This is a genomic window from Actinophytocola sp., from assembly GCF_035634895.1.
Lineage (GTDB): Bacteria > Actinomycetota > Actinomycetes > Mycobacteriales > Pseudonocardiaceae > Actinophytocola.
The window spans coordinates 1-16425 of the sequence record NZ_DASQCC010000062.1 but is presented as its reverse complement, the minus strand read 5'-3'; the positions used below and the strand labels follow the sequence as shown (position 1 = coordinate 16425).

15 protein-coding genes are annotated in these 16425 nt (G+C 71.5%); 8 read left to right on the top strand and 7 right to left on the bottom strand.

All coding sequences use genetic code 11. From position 1 onward, the window contains the following. Positions 1 to 10 precede the first annotated feature (10 nt). The 3 genes from VET29_RS08835 to VET29_RS08825 all read left to right on the top strand — a co-directional run bounded on the left by VET29_RS08835 (position 11) and on the right by VET29_RS08825 (position 4762). Positions 11 to 2737 carry a lectin gene (locus tag VET29_RS08835; RefSeq protein WP_324917311.1) on the top strand — a complete coding sequence of 909 codons (2727 nt, stop codon included), beginning with the start codon at positions 11 to 13 and terminating at the stop codon, positions 2735 to 2737. Continuing rightward, the gene (locus VET29_RS08830) at positions 2734 to 3984 is read left to right on the top strand and encodes a ricin-type beta-trefoil lectin domain protein (RefSeq protein WP_324917308.1); all 1251 of its coding nucleotides are present in this window, start codon (positions 2734 to 2736) and stop codon (positions 3982 to 3984) included. Before VET29_RS08835 ends, VET29_RS08830 begins: the two co-directional genes overlap by 4 nt. Positions 3985 to 4069: 85 nt before the next feature. Further along, complete coding sequence (locus tag VET29_RS08825; RefSeq protein WP_324917305.1) at positions 4070 to 4762, top strand: hypothetical protein; 693 nt, start codon at positions 4070 to 4072, stop codon at positions 4760 to 4762. 44 nt (positions 4763 to 4806) lie between these two features. Here VET29_RS08825 and VET29_RS08820 read toward each other — a convergent pair whose 3' ends face one another. The 4 genes from VET29_RS08820 to VET29_RS08805 form a co-directional block, all read right to left on the bottom strand. Beyond that, a complete protein-coding gene (locus VET29_RS08820; RefSeq protein ID WP_324917302.1) occupies positions 4807 to 5355 on the bottom strand; it encodes a universal stress protein in 549 nt (182 codons plus the stop codon). Between the two features lies 1 nt (position 5356). After that, complete coding sequence (locus VET29_RS08815) at positions 5357 to 6589, bottom strand: SLC13 family permease (protein WP_324917408.1); 1233 nt, start codon at positions 6587 to 6589, stop codon at positions 5357 to 5359. Between the two features lie 208 nt (positions 6590 to 6797). Continuing rightward, entirely contained in the window at positions 6798 to 7823 is a 1026-nt protein-coding gene (locus tag VET29_RS08810; RefSeq protein WP_324917299.1) for a glycosyltransferase family 4 protein, read from the bottom strand. Positions 7824 to 7982: 159 nt separating this feature from the next. Continuing rightward, positions 7983 to 8876: an exopolyphosphatase gene (locus VET29_RS08805; RefSeq protein WP_324917296.1), complete on the bottom strand. Its 894-nt coding sequence runs from the start codon at positions 8874 to 8876 to the stop codon at positions 7983 to 7985. Positions 8877 to 9045: 169 nt separating this feature from the next. On the opposite strand from VET29_RS08805, the gene VET29_RS08800 reads away from it, so the two are divergent. Beyond that, positions 9046 to 9591, top strand: a complete 546-nt coding sequence (locus tag VET29_RS08800) for a hypothetical protein (RefSeq protein ID WP_324917293.1) — start codon at positions 9046 to 9048, stop codon at positions 9589 to 9591. Positions 9592 to 9653: 62 nt separating this feature from the next. Then, a complete protein-coding gene (locus tag VET29_RS08795; RefSeq protein ID WP_324917291.1) occupies positions 9654 to 11138 on the top strand; it encodes an FAD-dependent oxidoreductase in 1485 nt (494 codons plus the stop codon). Positions 11139 to 11146: 8 nt separating this feature from the next. Here the strand turns inward: VET29_RS08795 and VET29_RS08790 are convergent, their stop codons facing one another. Both VET29_RS08790 and VET29_RS08785 read right to left on the bottom strand, forming a co-directional pair. After that, positions 11147 to 11953 (bottom strand): SGNH/GDSL hydrolase family protein, encoded by an 807-nt coding sequence (locus tag VET29_RS08790; RefSeq protein WP_324917288.1) that lies wholly within the window; start codon positions 11951 to 11953, stop codon positions 11147 to 11149. Further along, positions 11950 to 13290 carry an MFS transporter gene (locus VET29_RS08785; RefSeq protein WP_324917285.1) on the bottom strand — a complete coding sequence of 447 codons (1341 nt, stop codon included), beginning with the start codon at positions 13288 to 13290 and terminating at the stop codon, positions 11950 to 11952. The genes VET29_RS08790 and VET29_RS08785 overlap by 4 nt, the downstream gene beginning before the upstream one ends. Positions 13291 to 13436: 146 nt before the next feature. On the opposite strand from VET29_RS08785, the gene VET29_RS08780 reads away from it, so the two are divergent. From VET29_RS08780 to VET29_RS08770, 3 genes are all read left to right on the top strand, one after another. After that, positions 13437 to 14057 carry a TetR/AcrR family transcriptional regulator gene (locus VET29_RS08780; RefSeq protein ID WP_324917284.1) on the top strand — a complete coding sequence of 207 codons (621 nt, stop codon included), beginning with the start codon at positions 13437 to 13439 and terminating at the stop codon, positions 14055 to 14057. Between the two features lie 358 nt (positions 14058 to 14415). Further along, positions 14416 to 15111, top strand: coding sequence for a glycoside hydrolase family 11 protein (locus VET29_RS08775; protein WP_324917282.1), 696 nt, complete (start codon positions 14416 to 14418; stop codon positions 15109 to 15111). A 3-nt stretch (positions 15112 to 15114) separates the two neighbouring features. Beyond that, on the top strand, positions 15115 to 15792 hold the full coding sequence (locus tag VET29_RS08770) for a polysaccharide deacetylase family protein (RefSeq protein WP_324917279.1): 678 nt from the start codon (positions 15115 to 15117) through the stop codon (positions 15790 to 15792). Between the two features lie 129 nt (positions 15793 to 15921). Here VET29_RS08770 and VET29_RS08765 read toward each other — a convergent pair. Beyond that, a partial coding sequence (locus VET29_RS08765; protein ID WP_324917276.1) for a TetR/AcrR family transcriptional regulator occupies positions 15922 to 16425 on the bottom strand: 504 nt, incomplete at its 5' end.

Genomic DNA, 16425 nt, shown 5'->3' with positions numbered 1-16425 from the left:
GAGTTCAACCATGTCCAGATCGCGCGTATACATCGCCGTGTTCGCGTGCGTCACCGCGCTGACGGTCGCTCCTGCCACGAGCGCCGCCGCGGTGACGATCGACGACCCGGCCCAGTACGTGAACACGTTGGTAGGCACCAAACCCGGCGGCCCGGACTTCGGCCACGGCGGCGGCGCCGGCAACACCTTCCCCGGCGCGGACGCGCCGTTTGGCATGCTCCAGTGGAGTCCCGACACGGTCACGCACCAGCACGGCGGCTACTACTACGACGACAACCGGATCTACGGCTTCAGCCTCACCCACCTGTCCGGCCCGGGCTGCAGCGACTTCGGGAACGTGCCGTTCATGCCGACGGTCGGCTCGTCCCCGGTCAGCTACTCGACGTACTCGCATGCCAACGAGTCGGCCGCACCCGGCTACTACTCCGTGGCCTTCGGCAACGGCGTGCGCACCGAGTTGACCGCGGCACCCCGCTCCGGCATCGCCCGCTTCACCTACCCGGCCGGCCAGCGCGCGTCGCTCTCGGTCGACGCGGCCAAGGCGTTCAACGCGGCGAGCGGGTCCATCACCGTCGGCACCAACACGCTGTCCGGCTACACCGACAGCGGCGGCTTCTGCGGCGCCGGCAACCGCTACCGGCTCTACTTCAACGTCGTGTTCGACCAGAACTTCGCCACCACCGGAGTCGTGGGCGCGGACGGCAAGGTCGACCCGGACCGGCGCAGCATCACGGGGGAGAGCAAGGGCACCGTGCCCGCCTCGCCGAAGACCGCGGCCCAACAGTCCGATGTGGACACGAAGAAGGCGTCGCCGCCGACGGCCACCACCGGTGACGTCCAGCCGTTCGCCGCGGCCGCGTTCGTGTCCTTCAACGCCACCACGGTGACCGCCCGCGTCGGCGTCTCGTTCGTCAGCCTCGACGGTGCCCGCAACAACGCCACGGCCGAGCTGGGCAGCAAGTCGTTCGACCAGGCCCGTGCCGACAACCGCGCGGCGTGGAACGGCATCCTCGGCCGCGTCGCGGTCAGCGGCGGCACCGACACCCAGCGGCGTGTCCTGTACACGAACCTGTACCACTCCCTGTTGCACCCCAACGTGTTCAGCGACACCGACGGCCGCTACGCCGGCTTCGACGGGCAGGTGCACACCGCGGCGGCCGGGCACGCCCAGTACGCCAACTTCTCCGGCTGGGACGTCTACCGCTCACAGACGCAGCTGGTCGCGCTGGTAGACCCGGCCAGAGCCGGCGACATCGCCCAGTCCGCGGTCAACCAGGCCGCACAGGGCGGCTACTTCGACCGCTGGACCGTCGCGAGCGGCGGTACCGGCGTGATGAACGGCGACCCGCTGTCGATCATCATCGCGAGCATGTACGCGTTCGGCGCCAAGGGCTTCGACGCGGCCGACGGCCTGCGCCGCGCGGTCGCCGGCAGCCACGACGGCCGCGAGCGGCCGGGGTACGCCCAGTACGACGCGTACGGCTACGTCCCGGTCGGCACCGGCAACGTGTGGGGCACGGCGTCCACCACGCTGGAGTACGTGAGCGCCGACTTCGCCGTGTCCCAGCTGGCGCAGCGGCTCGGCGACACCGCCAACGCCGAGCTGTACCTGCGGCGCGCGCAGAACTGGCGCAACCTGTTCGAGTCGGGCAACCGCTACCTCCAGCCCCGCAACACCGACGCCACCTTCCCGGGGTTCAGCCCCACACAGCAGAACGAGTACGTGGAGGGCAACGCCGAGCACTACACGTGGATGGTGCCGCACAACTACCGCGGCCTGTTCGACGCGATGGGCGGCAACGCGGCGGTGCTGCCACGGCTGGACGCGTTCTTCACCGAGCTGAACGCCGGCCCGGACAAGCCCTACGCGTACCTGGGCAACGAGCCGACGCTGAACACCCCGTGGGCCTACGCCTACGTCGGCGCGCCGTACAAGACGCAGGACGTGGTCCGGCGTGCGCTCACGTCGATCTTCAAGGCGACCCCGGACGGCTACGTCGGCAACGACGATCTCGGCGAGATGTCGTCGTGGGCGGTGTGGGCGGCACTCGGCATGTACCCGGAGATCCCGGGCCGTGCCGAGCTGGTGCTGGCCAGCCCGCAGTTCCCGGCCATCACCATCAACCGGGGCAACGGCGTCACCATAGACGTCACCGCGCCGAACGCCTCCGACAGCGTGAAGTACGTCCAGAGCCTGAGCGTCAACGGCACCGCGTCGAACCGCGCGTGGCTGCCCGAGTCGTTCGTCAACAGCGGCGGCACGCTGGCGTTCACGCTCGGCTCCGCGCCGAACACCGGCTGGGGGAGCGCGGCCGCGGACGCCCCGCCGTCGTTCGACGTCGGGCCGAACCCGCCACGCACCGGAGCGATCAGCGGGCTGGCGAGCAAGTGCGTCGACGTCGACCAGGGCGCCACCGCCAACGGCACGAAGGTCCAGCTGTACGACTGCAACGCAGGCGGCGCGCAGGCGTGGACGCTCGCGTCCGACGGCAGCGTCCGCGCCCTCGGCAAGTGCCTGGACGTGGCCAGCAGCGGCCGCGCCGACGGCACGAAGGTCCAGCTGTGGGACTGCAACGGCACCGGCGCCCAGCAGTGGTGGCCCCGATCCGGTGGCGCGCTGGTGAACCCGCCGTCCGGCAAGTGCCTCGACGTGCCGAACAGCAACACCGCCAACGGAACCCAGCTACAGATCTACACCTGCAACAACACCGGCGCGCAGACCTGGAGGCTGCCATGAGGAGGCTACTGGTCACGGTCCTGGCGCTCGCCGGGATGACGTTGGCCGGGCAGGCGAACGCGGCCCCCGCGCCGGGGGCGGTGCCCGACTCGCCGAACGCGTTCACCGACGCGCCGCCGGCGCCCAGCTTCAGCATCGCGGCGACGATCTGCGACGGTGACGGTGTCAGCGGCAGGCGCGTCCAGGCGATCTACGTGCGCGGTGACCAGCAGGCGGACCGGTACAGCCAGTTCGTCGGCCAGTTCCAGTCCTTCGCCGACCAGATCGACCAGGCGTTCGTGGAGGCCGGGACACGCACCGGCGGCGTCCGGCACGTGCGGTTCGTGACGAACTCGGCATGCCGTGCGGTGGTGGACAACGTGGTCATCCCGCAGTCCTCGATGTCCAATGTGGACGCGATCACCGCCGCGCTCAAGACCCGCGGCTACAACCGGACCGACCGGAAGTACCTGTACTGGTACGAGAGCTCCGGGTGCGGCCTCGCGTTCGGCAACGGCGGCGACGACCGGCCGGGGACGGACAACCCGTACAACGCGGGCCCGCACTACGCCACGCTCGGCACCGGCTGCTGGTCGTGGCAGGCGAGCGCGCACGAGCTGCTGCACACGCTCGGCGCCGTCCAACGCAGTGCGCCGCACTCGTCGGCGTACGGGCACTGCTGGGACGACGAGGACATCATGTGCTACGACGACGGCGGGCTGCCGAACCCGCCGGGCGGGCTGGTCAAGGTGTGCCCCGGCGCCCCGGAGAACCAGATCGACTGCAACAACGACGACTACTTCGACGTCACCCCGACCGCCGGCGGCTACCTGGCGACCCACTGGAACGTGGCGAACAGCCAGTACCTGACCGGCTCGTCGGGTGGCGCCGGACCAATCACCGGCGTCGGCGGCCGCTGCGTCGACGTGCAGAGCAGCAACACCGCGGACGGCACCCCGGTGCAGCTGTGGACGTGCAACAGCACCGGGGCGCAGCAGTGGACGGTGCGGGGCGGCGTGGTCTCCGCGCTGGGCAAGTGCCTCGACGTCTCGTTCAGCGGCACCGCGAACGGGACGCAGATCCAGCTGTGGACCTGCAACGGCACCGGCGCCCAGACGTGGGAGGCGCAGTCGAGCGGCGCACTGCGCAACCCGCAGGCCGGTCGCTGCCTGGACACCACGAGCGGTAGCTCCGCCGAGGGCACCCGCCTGGTGATCTGGGACTGCAACGGCGCGGCCAGCCAGGTTTGGCGCCTGCCGGCGGGCTGACCCGCGGCGAGCTGGGCCGCCCTCCGCGCACCGGGGGCGGCCCAGCCTCTGGTTTGCCCGTGCGGTGACCGGGAATCCCGTTGGGGTGACTGGACGTGTGGGGATCGTCGCCGTGGTGCTGCTGGCCGTCGTGACCGTGGTCGCCGGCTGCGACTCGGCGGACGCGGACGGACGGGTGGTGACCGGCGACCTGGCCGGCCGGCACCAGGCCGAGCTGGACGTGGTGAGCGGCGCGGACACGGTGACCGTCCGTGCCGCGGACCTGGGCGACGACCTGTTCCGGGCGTCGGCGCCGGAAGGCGCGCGGGTCGTGCCGGCCGTTGACGTGACCGGCCAGGCGGTCCACGTGTCGCTCACCGACACCGGCGGCAGGGGCGGGGCGGACCTGGTGATCGAGCTGAACACCAAGGTGGAGTGGCAGATCAGGCTGGACGGCGGTGCGAAGCAGGCGACCATCGCGATGGCGCACGGCCGGCTCACGGGGCTGGACTTCGGCGCCGGCAACTCGCGGATCGAGGCGACCCTGCCCGTGCCGGAGGGCACGGTGCCGGTCCGGATGGCCGGCGGCACCTCGGTGTTCGACCTGCGGCTGCCGCGCGACATCGCCGCCCAGGTACGCATGACCGGCGGCGCCGGCTCGGCGACCATCGACGGCACCGTCCACACCGGAATCGCGGGCGGCACCGTCTACACCCCGGACGGCTGGGACACCGCCACCGACCGCTACCTGATCGACAACACCGCGGGCGTCTCCAGCCTCACCCTCGCCCGGACCTGACCGGTCCGCCTTCCACTGCCGGCTCTGGTATCCGGGCCCGCAGGTCAGTGCTGGGGCGGGTGCGGTGGCGGCGGGTGGTGTGGTGGGTGATGCGGTGGTGGGTGCTGTGGTGGCGGCGGGATGGTCGTGAGGTCGGGTGCGGTCTCGGGCCAGACGAGGAGCACCGGGCAGGGCGCGTGGTCGACGACGAAGCGGCTCGGCGGCCCGAGGCTCTTCGGGCCGAGTCGGCGCCGGTCGCCATCGCGGGCCACGACGAGCAGGTCGGCGTCCTCGGCGACGGCCAGCACCTCCCGCTCGACCCTGCCGGCGCGCGCGGTCGTCGTGCACGGGCGACCCAGGCGTGCCGCGGCGTCCCGGAGGAGCTGGTCGGCGGCCGCGGTGGCCAGCTCCGCCAGCCGGACGCCGGGATCGCGCTCACGATGCCAGCGGCCGAGCAACCCGGCGAACGCGCCGTGCGCCGCGCCGGGCACGTCGACGCCGGTGACGTGCAGCAGCACGATCTCGCCCGCGTCCGGCGCGTGTACCCCGGCGGCGTCCACGCAGGCGGGCCAGGTGCCCTCGACGACCCACACGACGACCTTCCCGAGGGACATGTCAGCCTCCGACCACGTGTAGTGACGCCCACAGTGCTACCACGGCGAGCACCAGGCCCGCGGGCACGACGAGCAGCCCGAGCCGCGTGAACTCGCCGAGGTTCACCTCGCTGTCGTGGGCCCGCACCACCCGCCGCCACAGCAGCGTGGCCAGCGAGCCGGCATAGGTCAGGTTCGGCCCGAGGTTCACGCCCAGCAGCACCGCCAGCACCGCCCCCGCGCCCGCCTGCGCGGTCAGGGGCAGCAGCACCAGCACCGCCGGCAGGTTGTTGATCACGTTCGCCAGCACCGCCGCCACCACCGCGACACCCAGCAGGGACAGCAGGCCGGTGCCGTCGGGGATCACGTGCGACAGCGCGCCGGCGAGCCCGTTGTCGACCACCGCGCGCACGACGATGCCCAGCGCCAGCACGAACGCGAGGAACGGCACCGACGCCGCCCGCACGATCCCGGTCACCGTCGTGCGGCCCCGGACCAGCGCGCGCGTGCCCAGCACCAGCACCCCGGCCAGCGCCGCCCACGCCGGGCTCAACCCGACGGCGGCGGCCAGCACGAACCCGGCCAGCGTCGCCGCGACCGTGACCACCGCGAACAGCGGCAGCTCGCGGGGTTCCTCGACCGCGCGGGACGGCACGCCGCCCAGGTCCGACGCGAAGAACCACCGGAACACCACGTACTCGACCGCGATGGCAACCAGCCAGGGCAGTGCCATCAGGCCGGCGAACCGGGTGAAGGCCAGCCCGCTCGCCGCGAACGCCAGCAGGTTGGTCAGGTTCGACACCGGCAGCAGCAGCGACGCGGAGTTCGAGAGGTGGGTGCAGGCGTACACGTGCGGCTTCGGGCGAACCCCCACCCGCGCGGCGGTCGCGAACACCACCGGCGTCAGCAACACGACCGTCGCGTCCAGGCTCAGCACCGCCGTGATCACCGACGCGAGCACGAACACCCCACCCAGCATCCGCCGCGGCCGGCCCACCGTCGCACGGGCCAGCCAGGTGCCGCAGGCGTGGAACAGGCCCTCGTCGTCACACAGCTGCGCCAGCACCAGGATCGCGGCCAGGAACCCGATCACCGGTCCCAACCGCGCCGCCTCGTCCACCGCGTCCGGCAGTGAGATGGCGCCGGTGGCGACCACCACCACGGCGGCTGGGACGGCGACCACGGCCTCCGGCAGGCGCCACGGCCGCACCACCGCGGCCGCCAGCACCAACACCAGCAGGCCCGCGGACAACAGCTCCGCCACCAACGCGCTCAGCGCCCACTCCCTCCGGTCGAGGATCCCATGGGATCACGTGAGTCGCTGGGAGCGCAGCGCGACGCCGGCGGGCGGCCACGGGGGAACCGCCGCCATGACCGGAATGCGGGTGTTCACCCGATGGCGGCGCGTGCCTCGGCCGGTCGTGCGGCGGCCCCGGGGCCGGCCCGGCGAACCGGTCGGGCGGTCAGCGGGTGCCGCGCTTGCGGGCCGCCTCGGCGGCCTCGTGGGCCAGCACCGCCGGGTCGGTCGCGCCGGCGCGTTGGTAGGCGTACACGGTCTCCGCCGCGACGCGGTCCCAGGAGTAGCGGGCCGTGGCCCGGTCGCGGCCGGCCGCGCCGAGCTGCTCGCAGGTCGCCTTGTGGCTCAGTATCCGGCGGAGCGCGGCGGCCAGCTCGCGTGGTCGCCTCGGCGCGACGTGGATTCCGGTCACCTTGTCCACGACCGTGTCCACCAGGCCGCCGGTCCTGTTGGCGACCACGGCGAGGCCGCAGGCCATCGCCTCGACGGCGGCCATGCCGAAGGTCCCCTCCCAGGAGCTGCACACCATCAGGTCCGCGGACCGCAGCAGGGTGGGCACGTCCGCGCCGGGCACCGGACCGACGAGGCGAACCCGGTCCGCGACACCCAGGGAGTCCGCGTAGTCACGCAGCTCGGCGGCGTGTGTGCCCTTGCGGGACTCGCTCACGACCACCAGCTCGGCGTCCGGTATCCCGGGCAGCGCGGCGACGGCGGTGCCGAACCCGGAGGGCGGCGCCATGGCGCCGAGGGCGATGACGAGCTGGGGGCGGCGCCGGTCGGCGTGGCCGCCGTCGGGGGTGAACTGGTCGATGTCCACGCCGTAGGGGACGACCGAGGTGTGCTGCCGGGGCACGCCGGCCGCGATGAGCCGCTGCCGCTGGCGGGTGAACGTCACGAGGACGTGGTCGGCACGCGACGGCACGGCGGGATCCCGCAGGTCGGCGTGCGGGCTGAACACGAACGGGACGTCCACTGCGCGGGCCACGGCCGCGGCGTGGTCGGACCGGCAGTGCGCGTGCACGACGTCGGGCCGGCACGCCCGCACGGCGGCGGCGAGGTCGCGGGCGCCGCGGGGGAGCACCGTGACCTCGTGGCCCGCGCGGGTCAGCGCCTCGGACAGGGCCACGACGTGCGGTGTCCGGGCCGTCCCACGCAGCTGGGCACGCTCGGCGACCATGGCGATCTTCAGCAAGGTGAGCCTCTCTCCGGTCGGATGCGACAACCGGGGGGACACTCACACCGGCGCCGGCACGTTCGACGCCCAAAGGGCGAACCACGGCCACGCCAGCTGCTTGACGCTCTGGCAGGGTGATACCCGACCGCGCCCGACCCAAACCCCGCGGGCCTCCGGCTAGCCTCGTTCGAGGAGGCCCAGCAGGACGCCCTCGCGCGTGGACCACGGGCAGATGTCGGCGACCTCGTGGCCGGTGGCGGTCATGAGGGCCCGCGCGACGACGGCGCCGGCGAACACCTGGTGGGCGCGGTGGGCGGAGATCCCGGGCAGTTCGGCGCGGCGGCGGGGTGGCAGCGCGGCCAGTCGTGGGATCCAGTCCGCGAGGTCGTCGGACTGCAGGCGGCCGGCACCGGTGACCTTGGCCAGGGACTGGAACACCTTGGAGCAGGCGGTGGCCGGCGCCTTGGCCAGCGGCCGGCGCAGGTCGGGCGGGATGGCGGCGCGGATCTCGTCACGTAGCCACGCGTTCGTGCTCGCGAGGCGGGTGGTGTCGGTGAGTCCCGCTCTGGTCAGGGTTCTGGCACCGAGGGGGAGCGAGCACGTGAACGCCGGCTTGTCGTCGTGCCCGTACGCGATCTCGATGGTGCCGCCACCGACGTCCAGCACGGTCAGCGGCCCGGCCGGGCCGTGCCAGTGGCGGGCCGCCTGGTAGGCGAGGCGGGCCTCCTGGTCACCGGTCAGGAACCGCAGGGTGACACCGGTGCGCCCGGCGACGATGTCGACCACCTTGGCGGCGTTCGTGGCGTCCCGCACCGACGAGGTGGCGAACGGCAGGAACCGCCCGGTGCGCACGCCCCGCAGCCGTCGCTCGGTGGCACGGACGGCGGCCACGATGTGCTCGATGCCGCGCGAGGTGATGCGACCGTGCCCGTCGATCGCCCGGTCGAGCCGCAGCCGGACCTTGTGGGAGACCACCTGCCGGGCGGGTGTGCGGTCCACCACGAGCAGATGAGCGCTGAAACAACCCACGTCCAGCACGGCGACTCTGCGAGCCTTCGAACTCGTACCCACGTCACACCCCAGACAGCCCAGAAACCCGCCGCTCATTGACGTGGTCGGTTCGATCGATGGTACAACCTCACCGTCAATGCCACCTTGTGAACGGCGAGAGCCGACCTGGGCAGGCATCAGGGAGCCCGGGAAGTTCATTACCCGGCCCCGAACGGGGTATGCCCGGGGCATGACGAGAACTCCCCATGACGACAAGATGCTCGGCGTCTACCTCAACGACCATCTCGCCGGCGCCACGGCGGGGGTCGAGCTCATCAAGCGGCTGGCCGGCGAGAACCGCGACCGGGCAGGTGGGCAGGCGCTGGCCCGGTTGGCCCAGGAGATCGCCGACGACCGTGACGAGCTGCTGGACGTGCTCGCCGCGCTGGACGTCCCGGTGAGTCACTACAAGACCTGGATGGGCTGGGCGGGGGAGAAGGTCGGGCGGCTCAAACCGAACGGACGCCTGTTCTCCCGGTCTCCGCTGAGCCAGGTGATCGAGCTGGAGATGATGGGGCTCGGCATCGAGGGCAAGGCGTCGGCGTGGCGGAGCCTGCGCACCCGCGCGGCGGAGGACGCCCGGCTCGACGAGGACCGGTTCGACGTGCTGCTCGACCGCGCGCACCGGCAGGCCGAGACGGTGGAGCGGCTCCGCGTGCTCGCCGCGGTGGCGGCGTTCGGCGGCACCGCCGACCCGTCGGTGACCACGCACGGCGCCGAGGAGGACCGCGGCTGACGAGCGGGTGACGACCGGTGACGACCGGTGTAGGTCCGGTCCGCCTGGGTAAGCGCAGTCGCATGAGGACGACGACCGAACGGCAGTCGCTGTGGCTGGCCGAACCGGGAAGGACCTATCCGACGCTGGCCGGGACGGCCACCGCGGACGTGGCGGTGGTCGGTGCCGGCATCACCGGCCTCACCACGGCACTGCAGCTGAAGCGGGCGGGGCTGCGGGTGGCGGTCGTCGAGGCCGACCGGGTCGGGCACGGCGCGAGCGGCAACAACACCGCGAAGGTCAGCGCGTTGCAGTCGACCGTCTACTCGGAGCTCACCAACCGGCACGGGGTCGCCACCGCGACGAGCTACGCGGGGGCGAGCCTCGCCGGCGTCGAGACGGTGGCCGAGATCGTCGAGCGCGAGGGCATCGACTGCGACCTGCGGCACCGGCCCGCGGTCACCTACGCGATCGACGAGTCCGAGCGGGCGAGCATCGCCGCCGAGTTCGCGGCGGCACGAGGCGCCGGCCTCAACGTGGAGCGGGAGAGCCCCGACCTGCCCTTCCCGGTGTACGGCGGGGTACGGCTCGACGACCAGCTGTCCCTGCATCCCGTGCGCTACCTGCGCGGGCTCGCGGCCGCCGTGGCGGGCGAGGGCAGCACGGTCTTCCAACAGAGCCGGGTGCACAAGGTCCGCGCCGGGCGGGTGCACACCGAGGGCGGCGCGGTGCGTGCCGAACACGTGGTCATCGCGACGCACGCGCCGCTGCTGGACCGCGGCGGGTACTTCGCCAGGATGGAGGCGGTCCGGTCCTACTGCGTGGCGGCGCGGCTGCGTTCGGGCAACCCGCCGGAGGCGCTGGCGATCAACGCGGGCGACCCCGTGTGGTCGGTCGCGTCGGCGGGCGACCTGCTGATCGTCAGCGGGCAGGGGCACCCCGCCGGGGAACGTGGCGTGGACATGGGGCGCTACGGCGCGCTGGAGGCGTTCGTCCGCCGGCACTGGGACGTCGCCGAGATCGTGCACCGCTGGTCGGCGCAGGACCTGTACGCCTACGACGGGCTGCCGATGATCGGCCCGTACCTGCCCGGCTCACGGAACCTGTACGTCGCCACCGGCTACCGGAAGTGGGGACTGGCCACCGCCACCGCGGCGGCCGAGATGCTGACCGACGCCATCAACGGCAAGGACCACCCGTGGGCCTCGGTGTTCTCCCCGTACCGGGTGAGCCTGCGTGCCCTCCCGCACCTCGCCCGGCTCAACACCAAGGTGGCGGTGGACCTCGTCGGCGACCGGCTGCGCCCGGGGGAGGTGGCGGACCCCTCGGCCGTCCCGCCCGGCGAGGCACGCGTGTTGCGCGACGGACTCGAGCGTGCCGGCGTGTACCGCGACGAGGACGGCACGGTACACGCCGTGTCACTGAGGTGCACCCATCTGGGTTGCCTGCTCCGCTTCAACGGCGCCGAGACCAGCTGGGACTGCCCATGCCACGGCTCCCGCTTCGACGTCGACGGCGCGGTGCTGGAGGGACCGGCGGTCAAACCCCTGCCCCGCAAGGACTTCTAGGCGAACACCTATACCGCCCCGGCGATGATGCCGGCCGCCGCGGCCATGCCGGCGGCGTTCGGGTGGTAGGGGTACGCGGGCGAGGCCGGGTTCGCCCCCTCCAGCCAGCGCCCCGCCGGTGACGCGCACAGACCGTGCGTGGCACTGGGCGTCCGGATGTCCACATAGGACGCTTCGTTCCTGGCGGCCTGCCGGGACAGCATCGCCATCAGGTTGTCGAACGTGGACTGGATGTAGTCGGCGTCCGCGGGGGTGTACGGGTCGGTCGGGTAGCAGCCGCCCGGGCGCCAGTACGTCAGGTACCCGACCACGACCACGTGCGCGCGCGGGGACCGGCGGTGTATCTCCGCCAGCGCCGCGGCCACCTTCGGCGCCGTCGCGTCGATGCGGGTGGCGAACTGGTCGACACCGCCGACGGTGAACCGTTCCCGGCACGTCTGCCCGTTCGGGGTCGCGCACGTCGTGAACGCCGAGCTCAGGACGATGTCGTTGGCCGCGATGGCCAGCGTGACCAGGTCGGTGTCGCGCCGCAGGGCGTCGAACTGGGGCGCGACCGTGCCGAACTGGCGGCCGGCGAGGTGGGCCGTCGTCGCGCCGGAGCAGGTCACGTCGGTCAGCGTGGCGCCGAGGCGCGTGGCCAGCACGTGCGGCCAGTTCCGGTTCGACCGCAGGCACGTGTGGTCGATCTCGGTCGGGATGAGCGGGCCGGCGGCGGAGGAGTCGCCGAGTGCCACGTACCGCTGGGTGTCCGCGACGGCCGGCGGTGCCGCGAGCACGACCGCCAGCACCGCCGCCAGCACTGTCGCCAGCCTCATGACAGCACCTCCGTCGGCTGGTCCACCGGCGTGCTGTCGTGCCGGCCGACCGCGTCCCGGCGGATGGACCGCGCGAGCACGGGCACCAGTGCGACGGCGACGACCGCGGCGACGGCGAACGCGTAGTACGGCGCGAGGAGGCTCCCGGTCGCGTCCTCGACGAGCCCGTAGCCGTAGGGGCCGGCGAACCCGCCGGTGATCCCGACCATGTTGATGAACGCGAGCCCGGCCGCGGCCATCAGGCCGGACATGCGCGACATCGCGACCGACCAGAACAGCGGCAGGGTGCCGAAGGCGAAGAAGTTGTAGAGGAACACCAGCCCGACACTCCACACCGGACTGTCGGAGAGGAGGAAGCCCACCAGGATGAACGGGACGGCGCCGGCACACAGCGCGATGAGCGGCACCTCGTTGCCGATGCGGCCCTTGAGCCACGGGAAGAACAGCACGCCCGCGAGTGCGGTGATGCCGCCGCCGCCCGCCACGAGTCCGATGAGGAACGGGCTGTCGAGGCCAAGTGACTGGATGAACGCGGGGAAGTTGAAACCGATGCCGCCGCCGATCGCCTGGTTGATGAAGTAGATCCCGGCGAGCAGGAGCACGGTCGAGCGGCCGAACGCCAGGCGCAGGTTCCCCCGCACCTTCGTCGGCGACGGGGCGTTCTGGCCGACGGCGTGCTCGGTGAGCGCGGCGGCCTCGTCCTTCGTGAGCCACCGCGCGTCGGCCGGCCGGCCGGGCAGGAAGAACCAGACGACGGCGCCGACGAGGATCGTGACGAGCCCCTCGACGAGGAACATCCACTGCCAGCCGTGCAGGCCGCCGACGCCCTGCAGCTCCATGAGCGCGCCGCCCAGGGGGGAGCCGATGATCGTCGCGATGCACGGCGCGGTGTAGATCAGCCCGACGACCGCGACCCGGTGCTTCTGGGAGAACCACAGCGTGACCATGTACATCATGGCCGGGAAGAGGCCGGCCTCCGCGGCGCCCAGCAGCAGCCGCAGCAGGTAGAACGACCACTCGTTCGCCACGAACATCATGGCCGCCGACACCGCGCCCCACGTCACCGCGATGCGGGTGATCCACAGGCGGGCGCCGACGCGGTAGAGGACCAGGTTGCTCGGCACCTCCAGCAGCGCGTAGCTCACGAAGAACAGGCCGGCGCCGAGCCCGTACGCGGCGGCGGAGAGCCCGATGTCGGCCGCCAGCGCGGTCTTCGCGAGCGCGACGTTGGTCCGGTCGACATAGGACATGAAATAGGCGATGCCGAGCACGGGCAGCAACCGGGTGACGGCCTTCCGGGTCGCGAGTTCGTGCACCAGATCTTTCGCGTTCGTCATTGGACGCCTTTCGGGAGTCGCTTTCTGCCCGTTGACCTGCGATACTACTGAGTATCACGTTAAATTGACGATGTGTGGGATGTCAACGGCCGGAATCGGACACGTGCGACGATGGGGGTCGGCCGGAGCGGGAGGAGGACGAACTGGTGAGCGCGAGCCCGGAAATCGAGCCCGACGCGCGGGCGAGGATCCTCGACGCCGCCGCGGAGGCGTTCATGCGGGCCGGGTACGCCAGCGCGACCATCGACGACATCGCGCGCGAGGTGGGCGCCACCAAGGGGTTGATCTACTACCACTTCCGCTCGAAGTTCGACCTCGCCCTCGCCGTGTACGAGGAGGCCATGCACCGGGTCCGCAGGCGGGTCGAACCCCTCGCCGACGGACCGGGCACCGGCCGCGACCGGCTCGTGGCCATGGCGGTCGCGCACGAGGTCAACCTGATGGCGGACCTCGCCTACCACAACGTCGTCCACCAGGCCGTCCGCGGCGAGATGCACACCGCGCTCAAGACCCGCCAGCGCGACGCCCTGCTGGCGCTGAACCAACTGCGGAGCGACTACGAGCGGATGTTCCGCCGCGTCGTCGGTGAGGGCGTCGCCGACGGCTCGCTGCGTGCCGTCGAGCCGGCGCTCGCCACGAGGACGCTGCTCAGCAACCTCAACGCCGTCGACACGTGGTACCGCAGGATCGAGGGCCAGTCCACCGAGGAGATAAACGACCTCGCGCACCGGATCGTCGACCTGCTGATCGGCGGTCTCGCCACCTGACCGGAATCGTCCCGGGTATTCCCGGAAGTTTCGATATTCCGGACACGGATCGCGATTGTCGGCCGAAACTTTCGTTGACTCGGGCCTTCTCTGAATCGACTCGCCATCGTATTTGACCAGCGGAAACATATTGTTCGATAGCTTTGTGCGCGCGATCAAATTCCTGAAACATTCGCGAAACTCGTTGACAACTCCACGCAGTCGCAACAACACTGGGTGTATCGACGGAGCTCGATCACCGCCGAGAAGGGTCACTGCCGCCAACCTGATCCTCCGGCCGGTCAGCTCTCATCGCGTTACCCGGAGCCGACGCTCGCCCGTCGGGTCATACGACGCTGCTCTCAACGAGGAGGTAGCCATGCTCAGGACGAATTCCCCGGTAGGCACGAAACGCGGCGGTCTCAGGCTGCTCGTGGGCACGGCCTGTGCCGCACTGGTCATGGCGGTGCTGCCCAATGCGGCCACCGCCGACGACGTCAGTGTCGCCGCGACCTGTTCGAGCCAGACCGGCACGAACAACGGCTACTACTACTCGTTCTGGACCGACGGCGGCGGTTCGGCCTGCATGAACTTCGGCTCCGGCGGCAACTACAGCATGCAGTGGAGCAACGTCGGCAACTTCGTCGGCGGCAAGGGCTGGAGCAACGGCTCCCGGCGGACGGTGAGCTACTCGGGCAGCTTCAACCCGTCCGGCAACGGTTACCTGGCGCTGTACGGCTGGACGTCGAACCCGCTCGTCGAGTACTACATCGTCGACAACTGGGGCAACTACCGGCCCACCGGGACCTACAAGGGCACCGTGAACAGTGACGGCGGCACCTACGACATCTACATGACGACGCGGTACAACGCGCCTTCGGTCGAGGGCACCAAGACGTTCAACCAGTACTGGAGTGTCCGGCAGTCGAAGAAGACCGGCGGCACCATCACCACCGGCAACCACTTCGACGCCTGGTCCCGTGTCGGCATGCCGATGGGCTCCTTCCGGTACTACATGATCCTCGCGACCGAGGGCTACCAGAGCAGCGGCAACTCGAACCTGACGGTGGGGTGAACCATGCGGACCACACGCGCACTGCTGACGGCGCTGACCGCCGTCGCGCTGGTCGTGACCGGCATCGCCGCCGGCCCCGCCGCCTCGGCCCAGCCCGCGGCCTGCAACGGGTACGTCGGGCTGACGTTCGACGACGGACCGTCCAACGGCAACACCCCGGCCCTGCTCAACGCGTTGCGGCAGAACGGCCTGCGGGCCACGATGTTCAACGAGGGCCAGTTCGCGGCCTCCGCGCCGGCACAGGTCCGCGCACAGGTCACGGCCGGGATGTGGGTCGGCAACCACAGCTACACCCACCCGCACATGACCCAGATGAGCCAGGCGCAGATGGACTCGGAGATCTCCCGCACCCAGCAGGCGATCGCGAACGCGGGCGGCGGCACGCCCAGACTGTTCCGCCCGCCCTACGGCGAGACCAACGGGACGCTGCAGGCGGTCGAGGCCAGATACGGCCTGCGGCAGATCATCTGGGACGTCGACTCCCAGGACTGGAACGGCGCGAGCGTGGACGCGATCGTGGCCGCCAACGGCCGGCTGACCAACGGCCAGATCATCCTCATGCACGAATGGCCGGCCAACACCCGCGCCGCGATCCCGCGGATCGCGCAGACGCTGGCCAGTAAGAACCTCTGCGCCGGCATGATCTCCCCGCAGACCGGCCGCGCGGTGGCGCCGGCCTGACCTGGGAGCGACGGCCGGCAGGATCTCGTGTGGACGGCAGAAGTGCCGTCCACACGAGACCGTCGGCGTTTCACCCGGCGCCGCGGCCGGCTTGGCCGCGGCGCCTTCGCGCATGGGCCGGGCGCACTGTCAGGTGACCATCCGCAGTGTGAGGTCGGCGTAGAACTCGCCGAGCTGCTCGGGTGAGTCCGAGCCTTCGAGCCGGTACCAGCGGACCAGGTCGATGGACAGCGACAGGATCGCGCGGGTGACCCGCTTGACGTCGACGCGCGTGAACGACCCGTCGGCGATCCCGCGGGCGACGGCGTCGCGGAAGAACCTGCTGGTCTGGTGCCGCAGTTCGAGCACCTCGTCGTAGTGCTCCGCCGTGAGGCCGGCGAGCTCGTACTGGGCGACCCGCGCCGCCACGTGGTGGCGTGCGTGCCACTCGGTGTACCGCGACACGACCGTGTGCAGGCGTGTCGCCGAGTCCGGCGCGGTCAACGGGTTCCTGGTGTACGCCAGCGCGCGCTCGTGGGCGGTCCGGATGATCTCGTACAGCACCAGCTCCTTCGACGGGAAGTGCACGTAGAGCGCGCCCGGGGTGAGGTTGACGCCCTCGCAGATGTCGCGGGTGGTCGTGGCGTGGTAGCC

Excerpts from the sequence above, each read along its gene's own strand:
- VET29_RS08835 (WP_324917311.1), top strand. The coding sequence starts at position 11 with ATGTCCAGATCGCGCGTATACATCGCCGTGTTCGCGTGCGTCACCGCG.
- VET29_RS08830 (WP_324917308.1), top strand. The coding sequence starts at position 2,734 with ATGAGGAGGCTACTGGTCACGGTCCTGGCGCTCGCCGGGATGACGTTG.
- VET29_RS08820 (WP_324917302.1), bottom strand. The coding sequence starts at position 5,355 with ATGTCCCTCGGGAAGGTCGTCGTGTGGGTCGTCGAGGGCACCTGGCCC.
- VET29_RS08800 (WP_324917293.1), top strand. The coding sequence starts at position 9,046 with ATGACGAGAACTCCCCATGACGACAAGATGCTCGGCGTCTACCTCAAC.
- VET29_RS08795 (WP_324917291.1), top strand. The coding sequence starts at position 9,654 with ATGAGGACGACGACCGAACGGCAGTCGCTGTGGCTGGCCGAACCGGGA.
- VET29_RS08790 (WP_324917288.1), bottom strand. The coding sequence starts at position 11,953 with ATGAGGCTGGCGACAGTGCTGGCGGCGGTGCTGGCGGTCGTGCTCGCG.
- VET29_RS08785 (WP_324917285.1), bottom strand. The coding sequence starts at position 13,290 with ATGACGAACGCGAAAGATCTGGTGCACGAACTCGCGACCCGGAAGGCC.
- VET29_RS08775 (WP_324917282.1), top strand. The coding sequence starts at position 14,416 with ATGCTCAGGACGAATTCCCCGGTAGGCACGAAACGCGGCGGTCTCAGG.
- VET29_RS08770 (WP_324917279.1), top strand. The coding sequence starts at position 15,115 with ATGCGGACCACACGCGCACTGCTGACGGCGCTGACCGCCGTCGCGCTG.